This is a genomic window from Methylosinus sp. PW1, assembly GCF_000745215.1.
Lineage (GTDB): Bacteria > Pseudomonadota > Alphaproteobacteria > Rhizobiales > Beijerinckiaceae > Methylosinus.
This window is the reverse complement of sequence record NZ_JQNK01000004.1, coordinates 136,711-153,497: the sequence shown is the minus strand read 5'-3', so window position 1 is coordinate 153,497 and position 16,787 is coordinate 136,711. Positions and strand designations below refer to the sequence as shown.

Sequence of the window (16,787 nt, the reverse complement as noted above, 5' to 3'; positions counted from 1 at the left end):
CGAGCGGCGGCGTCATGGCTTCTTCGCGCCGATGACGACAGTCGCCGTGCGGCCGGCGATCATGGCCACGTCGCCGGCCGTCGGATCGAGCGCGATGCGGACAGGTATGCGCTGCGCGAGCCGCACCCAGCTGAACGTCGGATTGACATTCGGCAGCATCGTCGTTCCGGCGCTACGCTCGCGATCCTCTATGCCGCCCGCTATTCCTTCGACGCGGCCGTAAATCGTCTTCGTCTCGCCCATCAAATGAATCTCGGCGCGGTCGCCGACGTGAATCATCGGCAGCTTCGTCTCCTCGAAATAGCCGTCGACATATAGGCTCTCGGCGTCGATCAGCGCCGCGACGCCCTTGCCCGCCGTCACATAGGCGCCGGGCCTCAGGTCGAAATTCGTCAAAGGCCCGCTGACGGACGCGCGCACCTCCGATCGATCGAGGTTCAATCTGGCGACATCGCGGTCGGCCGCCGCCTGCCGCAACGCCGCTTGGGCCTGGGCCTGCGCGGAGATCGCCGCATCGAGCTGCTGCTTGGAGACCGCGATCGTCTTCGTCGCCTCGAGAGCGCGATAGCGCGCGAGATCCTTCGTCGCGACGTCGAGCGCGGCGGCGCGTCCCTCGAGAATCGCCTCGGCCTGTCGCAGCGCGAGAACGAAGCGCTCCCGATCGATGCGGAACAGCGCCTCGCCCTTGTGAACGAATTGATCTTCGTGAACGAGCACCTCGCTGACCAGCCCCGACACATCGGCGGCGACGGCGACGACGTCGGCGCGCACGCGCCCGTCCCTGGTCCAGGGCTCCGCCTCGTAATATTCCCAAAGGCGCCAGATGACGAAAGCCGCCGCCAGGGCGAGCGCCAATGTCGTCGCGATGCGAAGGAAGGAGAGCAGCTTTGTTTTCACAGACGTTCCGGGGACAAGAGAAGAACGCAAGCGCCGAGCAGACAGACGAACATGGCGAAATTGAACAAGGCCGGGTGCCAGACGAAGCGGTAGAAGCCGATGGTTGCGAGCGCTCGCGCGATCACGACCTCCAGAACGAAAGCGGCGAGCGCGAAGGCGAGCAGCGACGATACGAACACGCCGAAGATGCTGATTTCTGCAGTCATGCGACTTTCGCCTCCAACAAGGACTGGTCGGGTGGGGGCGCCGCGGCGAAGAGACAACGCCGCAGGCCGACCAGAGCGAGCAGCAGGCGCGCGTCGCCGGCGTTTCGCGCCGTCGCCATTGCGCGATCGATCGCATGCAGAGCGGCCCGAGACGGCGCCGGCGCCCCGATCTGGAAAGAGCGGGAGAGATGCTTCAACAATGCGTCGATCCGTCTTCGGCGAGAGCCGACCAGCGTGTTTCGCGATCGGCGCGCATCGAGAATATTCAGCCCGGTTCTCAAATCGCGCAGCGCATCCGGCAGTTTGCCTTCGACCGCATGGGCGATGGGCGCGAGCAGAAACAGACGATCGAGCATCAAGCCCATGAGGCGCACATCGTTTCCCGCGCGCGGGTCGGCCGCCTGAACGAGCGCGTCCCGATTGGCGCGCGCATAGCGGCGCGCGCGCAATTGCGCGCCGGCGCGGCGGATCAAGGCCGTCGTGACCGCGGTCAGCGCCATGCCGGCGGACATTGCGAGACTCGTATTCACGAAATTCTCGGCGTCCGCGGAATAGAGCTCCTGCACGGCCATGGCGGTCGGCGTGACGATGGCCAGCGGCAGGCCGATGCGAAAGGTCTGCGGCGAGGCGATGAGCAAGCCGAAGGCGAGGTAGACAGGCGCGAGCGCCAGCGCCAGCGTCTCGAAATTGTGAATGTGCGGCAAGATGACGAAGAGGTAGACGCCGGCGATCGTCGTGGCGAGGATCGTCCATTTGGCGAAGCCGGCGATCGACGGAGTGGGATCGTCCTGAGATGCGTAGAGGCTTCCGACGATCGCTCCCATCATGGCGGCGATCGAGCCCTCCGGCCACGCCGTGGCGATCCAGAATAGGCAGCAGGCGAAAATCGCGCAGGCGAGCGCGAAGGCCGCATGCAGCGCTGCGCCATGGTCGAGATGACGGACGCGCGCGATGCGCGATTCGACCGCGAGGCGCAAGGGCGCTGGCCGAGACGATCCGTGGGCGAGGGCTTTCGTCAGCTCCCCGCAGTCGAACAAAATATCGAGCAGCTCGGCGATGCGGAGGCAGAGGCTCGCCTCGATGAGCGCGCGCCAGTCGGCGTCAGCGCTCACGACGGCAGCCGCTTCGAGGTCGCGCCGAAGCTCGGCAGCCTCCTTCTCCGTATCGATGGATTCGGCGGCCGCGATCAGGGCGCGCGCGCGCTCGACGAGTGCGCCAACGCGTTCCGAGGCGCCGCCGAGATCGGCGAGCGCGGCGAGGCGATCCGAGATCGCCGACAGAACGGGAAACAGCATGAGCATGCGTGGCGCGATGCGACGGATGCTGTCGAGCGATCGGCGTTCGACCGCAGCATCGAAGGAGAGATGGGCGGCGAGCGTCTCGATCTCCGCCACATCGGTCACGAGGCGTAGCCAATGCGCGTCGTTCGGCGCGCTTGTTTGCGGATCGAGCGCGTCGCTGGCGGCGTCGCGTCCGTGCCGCAGCGAGATATCGAGCCTTTCGGCGACGACGGGACCGACGGAGCGCGGGAAGACGAGGCTCGACACGAGCGAAGCGCAAGCGATGCCGACGAGGATCTCTTCGGTTCGCGACAGAGCGAGATCGAAGACCGTCGCCGGCGCGTCGACGGCCGGAAATCCGACGATCGCCGCCGTATAGCCGGCGAGCATGAAAACATAGCCGCGCGGCGTGCGGTCGAGCAGCGCGAGATAGAGGCAAAATCCCGACCAGATCGACATTGCGAGCGCCAGCACGAGCGGGGCGTCGACCAGATTGGGAACCATCAGAACCGCGCCCGCCGCGCCGATCAATGTGCCCGCAGCCCGATAGACGGCCTTCGACATCGTCGCGCCGGCGAGCGGCTGCGAGGCGATATAGACCGACGCCAACGCCCAATAGGGCCGCGGCAGATCGAGCCAGAAGCTGACGGCTAAGGCCAGCATGGCGGCGATGAATGTCTTGACCGAGAACAGCCAATGGCTCGAGCCAAAAAATGGCATGAAGGGGTTCCGGATGCGTCGGCGACCGCAGCGAAGCGCTTGCGTCTTGCCGGGCTTTCTATAAAAATGACCACATGGTCATTTTATGTCAAGCCATGATATGGCGGAGAGACACGAGAAGAATGGCGAAGCGACCGACAAAGCCCACGAAGAGCGTGGAGCCGCGGCGGGCCGGTAGAGGGCCGAGCCCGGAGAAGACCGCGCAGACGCGCCGCGTCATCATCGACGCGGCGCTCGGGGAGTTTCTCGAGAATGGTTACGCCGACACGACGATGGACGGCGTCGCAAGACGCGCGGGCGTCGCCAAGGGCACGTCCTATCGATACTTTCCGGCCAAGGAGGCGCTGTTCGAAGCGGTGGTGCGGGAGAAGATCGCAGGAGCGCTGATCGACGCCGACCCCGCCAATCGCCGACCCGACGAGCCGGTGTCGACATTCATACGGCGCACCATGCTCGTGTCGATACGCGAGATCGAGCGCAATGGCCGCGCCGCCATCGCGCGGCTCGTGCTCGTCGAGGGCGCGCGATTTCCCGAGATGACGGAGATCTATCGACGCGTGATGTTCGAGCCGCTCTTGAATCAGATCCGCGCTCTGGCCGCGACCGCGCGCGCGCGAGGAGAGCTGCGCCGGCCCGAGCTCGAGGACTATCCTCATCTGCTCATCGCGCCGATCTGGTTCGCGATCATTCACAATGGTCTGCTCGATCGCGCCCACCCTCTCGACATCGGCGATCTGTTCGAAGCGCATCTCGATCTCGTTTTCGACGCGTGAAGCGGCGCGACGTCGCGCGCCTGTCTGTCGGCCATTCTTCTCATTTTGAAATTTTCACGCGTCGAGCAGAGGCTGTCCTGCGGCTCGATCGTCCGACGACGGCCGCAGCTGTCGCAAATTTGCGACAATCGGAAGCGCGTCGCTCTTTCGTGATCTGGCGCGCCACGCCCATTCGATGAATATCGATCCTCGAGCGGCGTCGCATGCGGCCGCTGCATGAGCGCGCGGCGGGCGGCGAACGGCTTCCCGGGCTCGGCGCCGTCCGTCGCGCATGAAGCGCAAGCGAGAAAAAACCGGCTGCGGAGGAAATGAAATGCAGATGACGAAACTTCGACTGTCGATGTCGGTTGGCGTGCTCGCGCTCGCGGCGAGCGGCGCCTTTGCGGACACATTGCTCGACCTGCAAAAGGACCCGCGCCAATGGGTGTCGCCGACAGGCGATTACGCCAATCTTCGGCATTCGGCGTTGAAGCAGATCACCACGGCGAATGTGCACAAGCTCGCAGTCGACTGGCAATTCTCGACGGGCGTCTTGCGCGGACACGAGGGCGCTCCGCTGGTCATTCACAATGTGACGATTCCCGGCGTCGTCGAGAAGGACGGCAAGACGACGAAAGCAGCCTATGTCACCGACGTGATGTATCTGCACACGCCGTTTCCCAACAATGTCTATGCGCTCGATCTGAGAGATCCCGATCACAAGGTGCTCTGGAAATACGCGCCGCAGCAGGACGCCTCGGTCGTTCCTGTGATGTGCTGCGACACGGTCAATCGCGGCCTCGCCTATGGCGACGGCAAGATCTTCCTCGCTCAAGCCGACACGACTCTTGTCGCGCTCGACGCCGCGACGGGCGCGTCTTCCGGCGACGGCAAGGACAAGCCGATCTGGTCCGTCAAATTCGGCGATCCGTCGAAGGGGGAGACCTCCACGGCGGCGCCGCATGTGTTCAAGGACAAGGTGCTCGTCGGCAACGCCGGCGGCGAATATGGCGTGCGTGGCCATATCTCCGCCTATGATGTGAAGACCGGCGCGCTATTGTGGCGCGGCTATTCCACCGGGCCGGACGAAGACACATTGATCGACCCCGAGAAGACGACGCATCTCGGCAAGCCGGTCGGCAAGGACTCCGGGGTCAACACTTGGCAAGGCGATCAGTGGAAGCTCGGCGGCGGCACGACATGGGGCTGGTACAGCTACGACCCCGAGCTCAATCTCGTCTATTATGGCTCCGGCAATCCCTCGACATGGAATCCGATTCAGCGCCCTGGCGACAATCGCTGGTCCATGACTTTGTGGGCGCGCGATCTCGACACGGGCAAGGCGCGATGGGTCTATCAGACGACGCCGCACGACCAATGGGATTATGACGCGGTCAACGAGCTGCTGCTCGTCGATCAGGAGATCGAGGGAAAGAAGCGCAAGACCGCCGTTCATTTCGATCGCAACGGCTTCGGCTACACGCTCGATCGCGTCAGTGGCGAATTGCTCGTCGCCGCGAAATTCGATCCCGCCGTCAATTGGGCCACGAAGATCGATCTCGACAAAACGTCCAAGACCTATGGCCGTCCGATTCTCGACGAGCGCTTCTCGACCGAGGCGCATGGCGAGGACGAGACGACGCGCGGCGCCTGTCCGACGACGCTCGGCTCCAAGGACGAGCAGCCCGCGAGCTATGACCCGAACACGGGCCTCTTCCTCGTGCCGACCAATCACGTCTGCATGGATTTCGAGCCGTTCCGGGTCAGCTATTCGGCCGGACAGCCCTATGTCGGCGCCACAGTCGAAATGTTCCCCGCCGATCGCGACAAGGGCGAGACGCATACGGGCAATTTCATCGCCTGGGACGCCAAGACCGGCAAGATCGTGTGGGCGAACAAGGAGCAATTCTCGGTCTGGTCGGGCGCGGTCACGACGGATGGCGGCGTGACTTTCTACGGCACGCTCGAGGGCTATCTGAAGGCCGTCGACACAAAGACGGGCAAGGAGCTGTTCCGACGCAAGACGCCTTCCGGCATCATCGGCAATGTCATCACCTATGAGGTCGGCGGAAAGCAATATGTCGCTGTGCTTTCGGGCGTCGGCGGCTGGGCGGGAATCGGCCTCGCGGCGGGATTGACGAAGAGCAGCGACGGTCTCGGCGCCGTGGGCAATTATCGTAGCCTGTCGAACTATACGGCGCTCGGCGGCGTGCTCACCGTGTTCGCCCTGCCGGAATGAGCGCATGCGCGCGGCGCGCCGTCTGGAGGGCGCGCCGCGTGGTTGTGTGCAGCGGCTCATCGGGACGGCCGATTGATGAGCATCGCATTGTCCGTTCGCCCCAATGGGGTATATCGCGTGGGCAAGCACGTCGACGATGAGCCCTACGAGACTTCGACATAATTTCCATAGAGGCTCAGTTGCGGAATCGGACGTCACAACAGTCCGACGCGCGGCTCGATCGCCTCTTGCCGCTCGGGAATCTCCAAAACCGGATCTTAGACCGCCAGTTCTGCAGCCGATCGATATAAAGATAAATCACTGGCGTCGTGTAGAGCGTCAAAAATTGGCTCATGATCAAACCGCCTATGACCGCGATGCCGAGCGGCCTGCGTATCTCCGATCCCTCGCCGGTTCCGAACGCCAGAGGAACGGCGCTCGAGAGCGCGACGATCGTCGTCATAAGGATAGGGCGAAACCGATAAACGCAGGCTTGCCGGATCGCTTCCGCCGCCTCGAGCGCGTTGCGACGCTTCGCGTCGATGGCGAAATCGATGAGCATGATCGCGTTTTTCATCACGATTCCGATCAGCAACAATACTCCGATCATCGCGACGATGCTCAAGTCCGTCTTACAGACGATGAGAGCCAGGAGAGCGCCCACGCCCGCGGATGGAACCGTCGACAAAATCGTGATCGGGTGAAAAAAGCTCTCGTAGAGAATCCCGAGCACGATATAGACCGTCATGAGCGCCGCCGCGATCAGCACAGGCTGATTGGCGAGCGCGTCCTGATAGCTCGCCGCAGCGCCCGCGAAAACGCCGTGAATCGTCGCGGGCGCTCCGATCGCCGCCATGGTTTCGTCGATTGCTCGCGTCGCGTCGCTGAGCGACCTCCCCTCCGTGAGATTGAAAGAGATGGTGATGGCGGCGAAATTACCTTGATGGTTGACCTGGAGCGGCGTTTTTCCCGCATCCAGGCGACTGAAGGCGGGCAGAGGCACCATTGTTTCGGCGCCCGAACTTATCGCATTGCCGGCTGCGGCGTTGTTGCGAACCGAATAGGCTTGCGTCTGTGGGGCGAGCGGCGTCCCTTTGACTGACGATGAAGCATTGGAGGCGTTCTGTCTCGCGCTGATATAGAGATCGTCGATAGAGACCATGGACGCGCGGTATTGCGGCGCAACCTCCATCACGACATGATATTGATTGAGGGGCTCGTAAATGGTCGAGACCTGCCTTTGACCGAATGCGTCATAGAGCGTGTTGTCGATCTGCGCCGAAGTGAGGTTGAAGCGTGATGCTGTCGGCCGGTCGACGCGGACGCTGGTCTGCAGTCCCTTGTCTTGCTGATCCGAGCTCACATCCTGCAATACGGGATTGCGCCGTAGCGCCTCCGTCACTCGAGGCGCCCAGGATTGGAGCTCCTCGAGATTGTCGGACTGGAGAGTATATTGATAGAGAGCGTTGCTCGGGCGTCCCCCGATGCGGACATCCTGCGTAGATTGAAGATACAGCGCGGCTCCGCTGAGCTTGGCGAGCTTCGGGCGTAACCGCGTGAGGATTTCGTCGGCGGAGACGCCGCGCTCCCGAAGCGGCTTCAAAGTGACCTGCATGTCCGCGACATTCACGGAGCCGCTCGGACCAAAGGAGCTCCCCCCTATCGTGCCCGCGACCGTTTGTATGGCCGGATCGCTCTTCAGCAGGGCGATAGCCTGCTCCAGCTTCGCCTTCATCACCGCAAAGGAAACGCTCTGGTCGGCGACAAGGGCGCCGCTCATGCGCCCGGTGTCCTGCGTCGGAAAAAAACCTTTCGGAATGATCGCCAATAGGTGGAAGTTGAGCCCGATCGCGGCGAAAAGCGTGAGCGTCGTCAGGCGCGGGTGTCGAAGCGCGATTTCGAGCGATTTTTCATATCCGCGCTGCAGAGCCAAAAGAGCCCGCTCGCTGGCGCGAAGGATCCAAAGCGAGGACTTTGGGGGATGCTCGCGCATGATCTGCGCGCATAGCATGGGCGTCGCGGTGATCGAGAGCGCGAGAGAGATGAGAATCGCGACCGACAGCGTGACTGCGAATTCGTGTAGCATGCGGCCGACGAATCCGCCCATGAACAACACCGGAATGAACACGGCGACCAGCGACAGGCTCATGGACAGCACGGTGGGGACGACTTCTCGACTTCCGTCGATCACCGCGCGTCGTCGTGAGGCTCCTGCCTCTAAATGGCGCACGACATTTTCGACGACGACGATGGCGTCGTCGACGACGAAGCCCGTGGCGATCGTCAACGCCATGAGGGAGAGATTGTCGAGGGTGTAGTCCAATAAATACATCGCCCCGAACGAGCCGATCAGGGACACGATCACCGATATGCCGGGAATGATGGTCGAACGCCAATCGCGTAAGAACAGGAACACGATCAGGATCACGAGCGCGACAGCAATGACGAGACTTTGCTCGACCTCATGCAGCGAGGTGCGTATCGTCAATGTCCGATCCCGCATGACGCGCATCTCGGCTCCGGCGGGCAATGCGGCGTTGAGCGCGGGCAGCATAGCTCTGATCCGATCGACGATCTCTATGTTGTTCGCTCCTGGGGCTCGGGAGACATTTACTTGAATTCCCGGCACGTCGTCGATGAGGCCGAAGCTGCGCGAATCCTCGACCGAATCGACCACTTCGGCCAGGTCGTGCAGCCTGATCGTGGCCCCGTTCCGATATGCGATCACGAGATTCTCATAATCGCCGGCTCGGCGCTGCTGATCATTGCAATAGATTTGCAAGCGCCGCTCATCGATCGTCAGCGCGCCTTTGGGAGCATTGTAATTCGTCGCTGCGAGGGCGGCGCGCACATCTTCCAGGGAAATGCCGAATTTGAAGAGCGCACGCGGATCGAGCTCCACGCGAACGGCCGGCAGAGCGCCTCCGCTCACCGAAACCTGGCTCACGCCCGGCGCCTGGGAGAGCTTCTGCTGCAATATGTTGGACGCGGCGTCGAAGAGCTGACCCTGGGTTAGCGTGCTCGAGGTGAGCGAGAGGGTGAGGACCGGCACGTCCGCCGGGCCAGTGGCGCGCGTGGTCGGGTTGTTGCGCAATGATGTCGGCAGATCCGCGCGTGCGGCGGCGATCGCCGCTTGTATGTCGCGCTGAGCGCCGTTGATGTCTCGGTCGAGATCGAATTGCAGCGAAATTCGCGTCGCGCCGAGAGAGCTCGTCGACGTCATTTCATTGACGCTGGCGATCTTGCCGAGACGTTTTTCGAGCGGTGTCGCGACGGATGCCGCCATGGTCTGCGGACTGGCGCCCGGCATGGAGGCGACGACGGTGATCATCGGATAGTCGATTTGAGGAACCGGCGCCACGGGCAGCAGAAAAAAGGCGACCGCTCCGATCATGGTCAAACCAGCCATCAGCAGCGTGGTCGCGACGGGCCGCGCGACCGCTGTTTCCAGCAAGCTCATGGATCGCGGGCTCCCGCTTCGTCACCTGCGCTTGTGAGCGCGGAGCTTTTCGATAGACATTTTGGCGGCCCGCCGGCGCGCGGCCCATCAGGCCACGTAGCGAACATCATAACGGCGCCGACGCCCGTTTCGCGGCTCACGGCGATCGTTTCGGATAGGGCGACGCCGGGCGCGAGATCGACCGACAGGTTCCTGGCCGCAGCCATCATGAGGAGCGTCGGATGCAGGACGAAAGAGGCGCGCGGCGCTTCACAGACTCTCCCTTCGATCGTTTGTCGCTGCGACGGCATCCGAATGTGGGATGTCGCTCATGGCGTCCGGACGGTTGCCGTTCGGGCCGCAATGGCGCTACCCTACATATAACTATCCTACTTGTATACTAGGGTTATGAGGTGCGCCGGACAACCGCGATCCGCCCCGTCCGGGCATGTTTCATCATGCTAGAGGCGTCCGCTGTCGCCGATGCCGCGCTGGGGAGAAGGAGAATATGCCGGCCTCCGATCGATGGACCTTGCGTGCATAATGCCGCAATATTAGTAGGAAGAAGAATTGCTGTAGCGTCTGATAGGCGCGACGCAATGGCGCCGGCCCTCACTGGACGCCGTCCAGCTCATCGCATCGGTAGAATCTCTATGCGTCATGCTTCGCTCTTCGCGGCTCCAGTCGTCTTCGCTCTGTCGCTCGGCGTCCAGGCCGAGGAAGTCCTGCCCAAGCCAGAAGCGGCTCCCGCCGTGATCGCCGATCCGTCGCGCGACGCCACGCCGCCGGCCTGGCCGGCGCCGGTCGTGGCGGCACGCGGCGCGCCCAATGTCGTGCTGGTGCTATTGGACGACGCCGGCTTCGGCGCCACATCCACTTTCGGCGGCCCGGCGAAAACGCCGGAGCTGGACCGGCTGGCGGCGCGGGGCCTCAAATACAACGCTTTCCATGTCAGCGCTCTATGCTCGCCGACGCGCGCCGCGCTCCTGTCGGGCCGCACCGATCATCAGATCGGCTTCGGCTCCGTGGCCGATGGCGCGACGGGCTATCCGGGCTACAATGCGCATTGGCCGAGGAGCGCCGCGAGCCTCGCCCGCGTCTTGCGTGACAATGGCTACAGCACAGCGGCCTTCGGCAAATGGCACAACACGCCCTATGACGAAATCTCGCCTGTCGGTCCCTTCGATCGCTGGCCGACGGGATTGGGTTTCGAATATTTCTACGGGTTTCTGGCCGGCTATGACAGCCAATATGCGCCGCGACTCTATCGCAACACGACGCCGGCCGATCCGCCCCGCGCCGGCGAGCCGGGCTATCATCTCACCACCGATCTCGTCGACGACGCCGTCAAATGGGTCCATGCCCATGAGGCGGTCGCGCCCGCCAAGCCTTTCCTGCTCTATTTCGCGCCCGGCGCCACCCATTGGCCGCATCAGGTTCCCAAAGAATGGATCGCCAAATATAGCGGCGCCTTCGACCAGGGCTGGGACAAATTGCGCGAGGAGACTTTCGCGCGACAGAAGGCTCTCGGCGTCATTCCCGCCAATGCGGAACTCACTCCGCGTCCCGCCGAGCTGCCGCCCTGGGATGCGCTCTCAGGAGACGAAAAAAAGCTGTTCGCCCGGCAGATGGAGGTTTACGCCGCCTTCATGGAGCAGACCGATTTCGAGATCGGCCGTCTGCTGAAGAGCCTGGAGAAGGATGGGATCGCCGACAATACGCTGGTGCTCTACATCGCCGGCGACAATGGCGGGTCGGGCGAAGGCGGCGTCGATGGCCGCGACGTCATCGCGGTCGATGGCGCGGCCCCTTCGCCCGCGGATCGGCTGAAGCGCGCCGACGAACTGGGCGAGGAGATTTTCGACAATCATTACGCCGCCGCCTGGGCCTGGGCGAGCTCGACGCCCTTCCAATGGACGAAGCAGGTCGCCTCGCATCTCGGCGGAACGCGCGATCCGCTCATCGTCTCCTGGCCCGCGAAGATCAAGGCGCGCGGCGAATTGCGCACGCAATTCCAGCACATTACCGATATCGCGCCGACCATCTACGAGCTGGCGGGCATAACGGCGCCCGACAAAGTGGACGGCGTTGCGCAAACGCCGCTCGAAGGCAAGAGTTTCGCTGCGAGCTTCTACGACGCGAAGGCGCCGAGCAGCCATGGGCGGCAGGTGTTCGAGACCTCCGGCAATCGCGCCATCTACCAAGAAGGCTGGTGGGCCGGCGCGCGCCATGTCGCGCCCTGGTCGGCGACGCGCGGCGCCGATCTGGCGATCGGCCAACACCCTTGGGAGCTCTACGATCTGCGCGCGGATTTCTCGCAGGCGCATGATCTGGCTGCGGAAAAGCCAGAGAAAGTGAAGGAGCTGGCTGCGCTGTTCGACAGCGAGGCCGAGCGCACGCAAATCTACCCATTGCTGCCGGCGCGCGGCATTCTGCCTTCACCTGCCGATGGCCGCAATGTGTTCGATTATCGCCCTGGCGCCGACCATATTCCGCAGCGCATCGGGCCGAAGCTCAACCGGCGCGCCCATTCGATCGTCGCCGATGTGACCCTGCCCGCCCAGCCGGAAGGCGTGATTTTCGCCGATGGCGGCGATTACGGCGGCTTCTCGATCTATGTGAAGGACGGCAAGCTCGTCTATCTCGCCAAGGCCTGGGGCAATGTCGCCGGAAAAATCGTCTCGGCTGCGAAGCTTCCAGTCGGCGCGGCGCGGATCGGCGTGGAATTCGTCCCAGACGCCGCCAAGCCGCCGCCAGTCCGCACCTCCTTCGAGCCGCGCGTGGTCTTCGCCGGAAAGATCATCCTGAGCGTCAATGGCGCGAAGGTGGCGGAAGGGCGGATCGAAAATCTCCAGCTCTCCTACAATGAGACGCTCGACGTCGGCCTCGATTCCGGCGCGCCTGTCAGCCCGGATTACGCCGCGCCCTTCGCCTTCAACGGCCAGATCGACAAAGTTCATGTGGAGCTGAAATAGCCGCTCGGGATCAGCGCGCCAGCAAACGGCTCAATTCCGCGAAGCGGGAGTCCGTGGGCCAGAGCCGCGCCGCCGCCTCGACCTGCGCCCTCGCCTCCGCGAGGCGCTTCTGCCGCACGAGCCACAAGGCCAGCGAATAATGCGCGTCGGCGTCGGTCGGCGCCGCGGCGAGCGCTTTGCGCAGCGGCGTCTCGGCCTCGACGTCGCGACCGGTGGCGCGCAAGAGATCGGCGAGGTTCAGCCATGCCGGCGCATAATTCGGGTCGAGCTTCGATGCGCGCTCGAATTCTCGTTCCGCCTCCCGCGTCTCGCCGCGCTCGGCCGCCAAGGCGCCGAGATTGAGATGGCTTTCCGGACGATCTTCCGCGAGCCTCTCGGCCGCGCGCCATTCTTCGAGCGCCGGATGATCGGTGAATGGGGTCAGCCGCGCCGCTTCGATGCGGATCGCCCGCACGGGATCGTCGCGCAAAGGTCCGGCGAGCTTTTCGCGGAGCGCTTCGTCATAGGGCGCGAGGCCCCGCAGAGCGCCGAGGCGCAGCAAAGGCGAGGTCGAGCGGAGCGCCGGGATTAGGCTCTGCAGAGCGCCGGCGCCGGGACGCTCGGCGGCCGCGGCGAGGCGTGTGGCCCGGCTGATTTCGGAGACCGCTTCCTCCGGCGCTTGCCGCGTCGCGCCCCAGTCCCGCAATTTGGTCGCCGCCCAATCGGCGCTCTTGTCGGAATGGCAAGCGTTGCAGGCGTTGGGCGCGCCGAGCTTCGCGCTCTCCGACGGGCGGGGAATGCGAAAGGAATGATCATGACGAATGTGAATCTGCATATAGGCCCGCTGCGGCATATGGCAGGCGACGCATCGCGCGGCGGGCGAGTTCTCGGCGTGATGATGATGCCGCGGCCGGTCGAACGCCTTTTCCGAATGACATTGGCCGCAGAGCGCGTTGCCCTCGGCGCGCAGCCCGGCGCCATGCGGCTCGTGGCAATCGACGCAGGTCACGCCCGCGCCATGCATGCGGCTCTGCAGGAACGAGCCCCATTCGAAGACTTCGTCCTTGATCTGGCCGTCGTCGAAATAGAGCCCCGGCTCCAACAGCTCGGGCATGAAAGCACCGAGAAACGCCTCGCCGGGCCGCGCTCGCGCGATCGGCCGCCGGCGGGAGTGGCATGGCGCGCAAATCTCTTCTGAGGGGTTTTTCCGAACGTCGCCTTTCCACCGGCGAATGCCGCGCTCGTCGAAATCGCCCCAAAGGCCTGCGGCTTCCTCCCGAGAGACGATCAGGCGGTCGCTGGCCGCGCCCTCGCCCTTTCTCGCCCGCTCGACATGGCGCGAGCCGGGGCCGTGGCAGGCCTCGCAGGAGACATTCTCCTCCTGCCAGCGCGTGTCATAGCTGTCGGTTTCGAAACGGTAGTTTTTGACCACGCCGGTCGAGTGGCAATCAGCGCACATGAAATTCCAATTTTGCGCCCGCGCGGTCCAATGCAGCGGATCGCCGGGCGCGATGCGCTCGCCCGGATAAAGATCGAACCATCTCTGGCCGCCCTCGGACTGCGGCCGGGAATCCCAGGCCGTCGAAAACGCCTGCAGACGCCCCCCGGGCAGGGTCAGGAGGTATTGCTGTATGGGCGCGACGCCGAATGTCGCGGCGACAGCAAACTCCTGTTCCTCGCCGACCGAGCCTTCGGCGCGAATAAAAAAATCTTTTCCACGCCGGAAAAATCGAGGATCGGCCCCAGAGAAATTGCCGAGAACCGTTTCGGTCGTCGGCGCCTCCATGCTCCTCGCGTGATGAGACCGGCTCCAGGCTTCGGTCTGCGTCGCATGGCAGCCGGCGCAGACTTTTGCGCCGACAAATTCGGGCTCCACATTCGGCTGCGCGCGCAACGCTGTGAGCAGGAGAACAAGCGAGCCCGCAGCGACGGCGCCCAGCACGAAACGAAGAATTCCCTTCATGCGGCGATCATAAGCGTTCCACGCGCATCGAGGGGAGCGCCGCCTTATTTTTTCAGATCGATCTCCACTTTTTCCACTCTGCCGGCGAAGGCGAAGGGCGAGTCGTAATCGGAAGAAACCGGAGAGCCGAGGTCTTTGCCTATGTCCAATGTCTCCGTGCCGATGCTGCGAAAGCCGCCGAACAGGCTGAGGTGGCTGCTCGCGACTTCTTCGCCATTGACGGTCAACCGGCCCACGCCCGGCCGCGCCTTGGCGACGAGCGCCGAGGACAAGAGGCCCTTGGCGGCTTCGGTCAGCGAAAAATCGACGTCGAATTCATAGACGATCGTAACCCGGCCGCGCGGCAGAGGCTTGGACGCGACGAGCTTTTCCAGCGTCTGGCCGAACAGATTGTTCTGGTAGCTCGGCCTGCCGTCCTTCACATAGAGAGAGTAGCCGCCGTGGCGGCCGCCCTCGGCGATGATCACCCCTTCAGCCTTGCCGTCGTCATTGTCGATCACGGCGGTGATCTTGTGGCTGCGCGCGCCGATCTCGGGCAGGACTCGGGTCGGAAGGCGCTCGACCCCGTCATAAAACACGAAATGGCTCTTGCCCGATGCAGGCGACGGGAATTTGTCCGGTTCGGGTATCGGCACGAGCGGATAGACGGCGTTGCGGCGCGCCTCGCGATCGAACTCCGCCTTCAGCTCGGCGAGCTTTTCTGGATTTTGCTCGGCGAGGTCGCGAGCCTCGGAGAAATCCTCGTCGACGTGATAGAGTTCCCATCTGTCGTTCTCGAAACCGCCGCGAAACAGCCGAGGCAGATTGGTGAAAGCTTCCCATGGCGCATAGCGGCGCGCGCCGGCGACCCAGCCGTCCTTGTAGATCGCCCGATTGCCGAAAATCTCGAAATATTGCTCGCGATGCGCGCTCTTGGCCGAAGGGTCGGCGAAGCTCGGCAGCAAGCTCACGCCTTCCAGGGGCAATTGCGCGACGCCGTCGACTTTTTCCGGAAAGGTGACGCCCGCCGCCGCGTAAATGGTCGGCGCAATGTCGTTGACATGGCCGAATTGGCTGCGGATCGCCTGCGTCTCGCGGAGATGGCCAGGCCAGGACACGACGAGAGGGTTGCGCGTGCCGCCGAAATGCGAGGCGATCTGCTTCATCCATTGGAAGGGCGTGGTGGTCGCCCAGGACCAGCCGGCGGCGTAGTGATTGTCGAAGAGCGGGCTTCCGAGATCGGACAAGTGCTGCGATTGGAAGGCGACCTCGGTGTTCGAGCCCTGCAATGTGCCGAGATTGCTGTCCGAGCCGTTCAAGCCGCCTTCGGCGCTCCCGCCATTGTCGCCGACGATATAGAGAATCAAAGTATCTGCGGCGCGGCCTTCGTCGTCGAGCGCCTTCAACAGCCGGCCGACTTCGTGATCGGTATGCGAAAGGAAGGCGGAATAGACTTCCATCTGATGCGCGAAAAGCCGCCTTTGATCGGCGGTGAGCGACTCCCAGGCGGGCAGCCCCTCGGGCCGCGCCGTCAATTTTGCATTGGCGGGAATGACGCCGAGCGCCTTCTGACGAGCGAAATTCTCCTCACGCAGCCTGTCCCAACCCTGGTCGAATCGGCCCTTGTATTTGTCGATCCATTCTTTCGGAACATGATGCGGCGCGTGGGTCGCGCCGGTCGCGAAATAGAGAAAGAAAGGCTTTTCTGGCGCGACCGCTTCGTGATTGTGCAACCATTTGACCGCGTCGTCGACGAGATCGCTGGTGAGATGATAGCCTTGCTCGGGCTTTTTCGTCGGCTCGACTGCGACCGTGTTGCGGTAGAGCTGCGGCTCCCATTGGCTGGTTTCGCCGGCCTGGAAGCCATAGAAATATTCGAAGCCGAATCCCGTCGGCCAATGGTCGAAGGGACCGACCGGCGAAATCTCCCAGAGCGGCGTGTTGTGCCACTTCCCGAATGCCGCGGTGCTGTACCCATTGAGGCGCAACACTCTGGCGATCGAGGCGCTCTCATTTTTCCAAATGGAATTATAGGCGGGATAGCCGGTTGCGACGTCGGCGAGATTGCCGAAGCCCACCTGATGCTGGTTGCGGCCGGTGAGCAGCGAGGCGCGCGTCGGCGAGCAGAGCGCGGTGGTGTGGAACTGGTTGTAACGCAGGCCTCGCGCTGCGAGCCTGTCCAGCTCGGGCGTCTGCGCCGCGCCGCCGAATGTGGAGGAAGCGGAAAAGCCGACGTCGTCGAGCAGGATCAAAATGACGTTCGGCGCGCCTTTCGCCGCAAGGACGGGCGCGGGGAAAGCGGGAGTCGATTTTTCGCGCGTATCGGCGACGACGCCGGAGAAGGCCGGTTCCGGATGCGGCAAGACGTCCGCGTGAGCG

The 16,787-nt window shown here is 63.6% G+C and carries 9 protein-coding genes; 3 read left to right on the top strand and 6 right to left on the bottom strand.

What is annotated here, in order from left to right; translation table 11 throughout:
- Window positions 1-12: 12 nt before the first annotated feature.
- Genes K369_RS04035 through K369_RS04025 form a run of 3 tightly spaced genes read right to left on the bottom strand, consistent with a single transcriptional unit; the run spans window position 13 to window position 3,103 of the window.
- A complete protein-coding gene (locus K369_RS04035) occupies window positions 13-897 on the bottom strand; it encodes an HlyD family secretion protein (RefSeq protein ID WP_036288102.1) in 885 nt (294 codons plus the stop codon).
- A complete protein-coding gene (locus K369_RS04030) occupies window positions 894-1,103 on the bottom strand; it encodes a DUF1656 domain-containing protein (RefSeq protein WP_036288100.1) in 210 nt (69 codons plus the stop codon). The genes K369_RS04035 and K369_RS04030 overlap by 4 nt, the downstream gene beginning before the upstream one ends.
- Window positions 1,100-3,103, bottom strand: a complete 2,004-nt coding sequence (locus K369_RS04025) for an FUSC family protein (protein ID WP_036288098.1) — start codon at window positions 3,101-3,103, stop codon at window positions 1,100-1,102. The genes K369_RS04030 and K369_RS04025 overlap by 4 nt, the downstream gene beginning before the upstream one ends.
- 122 nt (window positions 3,104-3,225) lie before the next feature.
- Between K369_RS04025 and K369_RS04020 the strand changes: the two genes are divergently transcribed.
- Together K369_RS04020 and K369_RS04010 are read left to right on the top strand one after the other, a co-directional pair.
- Window positions 3,226-3,876: a TetR/AcrR family transcriptional regulator gene (locus K369_RS04020; protein ID WP_051948977.1), complete on the top strand. Its 651-nt coding sequence runs from the start codon at window positions 3,226-3,228 to the stop codon at window positions 3,874-3,876.
- 319 nt (window positions 3,877-4,195) lie between these two features.
- Complete coding sequence (locus K369_RS04010; RefSeq protein ID WP_036288218.1) at window positions 4,196-6,094, top strand: methanol/ethanol family PQQ-dependent dehydrogenase; 1,899 nt, start codon at window positions 4,196-4,198, stop codon at window positions 6,092-6,094.
- Between the two features lie 175 nt (window positions 6,095-6,269).
- On the opposite strand, the gene K369_RS04005 is transcribed toward K369_RS04010, so the two are convergent.
- The gene (locus K369_RS04005; protein WP_036288094.1) at window positions 6,270-9,533 is read right to left on the bottom strand and encodes an efflux RND transporter permease subunit; all 3,264 of its coding nucleotides are present in this window, start codon (window positions 9,531-9,533) and stop codon (window positions 6,270-6,272) included.
- A gap of 632 nt (window positions 9,534-10,165) precedes the next feature.
- On the opposite strand from K369_RS04005, the gene K369_RS04000 reads away from it, so the two are divergent.
- A complete protein-coding gene (locus K369_RS04000; protein WP_036288092.1) occupies window positions 10,166-12,487 on the top strand; it encodes an arylsulfatase in 2,322 nt (773 codons plus the stop codon).
- 10 nt (window positions 12,488-12,497) lie between these two features.
- On the opposite strand, the gene K369_RS03995 is transcribed toward K369_RS04000, so the two are convergent.
- Window positions 12,498-14,429 (bottom strand): tetratricopeptide repeat protein, encoded by a 1,932-nt coding sequence (locus K369_RS03995; RefSeq protein WP_036288089.1) that lies wholly within the window; start codon window positions 14,427-14,429, stop codon window positions 12,498-12,500.
- A 44-nt stretch (window positions 14,430-14,473) separates the two neighbouring features.
- Window positions 14,474-16,771 carry an arylsulfatase gene (locus K369_RS03990; RefSeq protein WP_245278086.1) on the bottom strand — a complete coding sequence of 766 codons (2,298 nt, stop codon included), beginning with the start codon at window positions 16,769-16,771 and terminating at the stop codon, window positions 14,474-14,476.
- Window positions 16,772-16,787 lie beyond the last annotated feature (16 nt).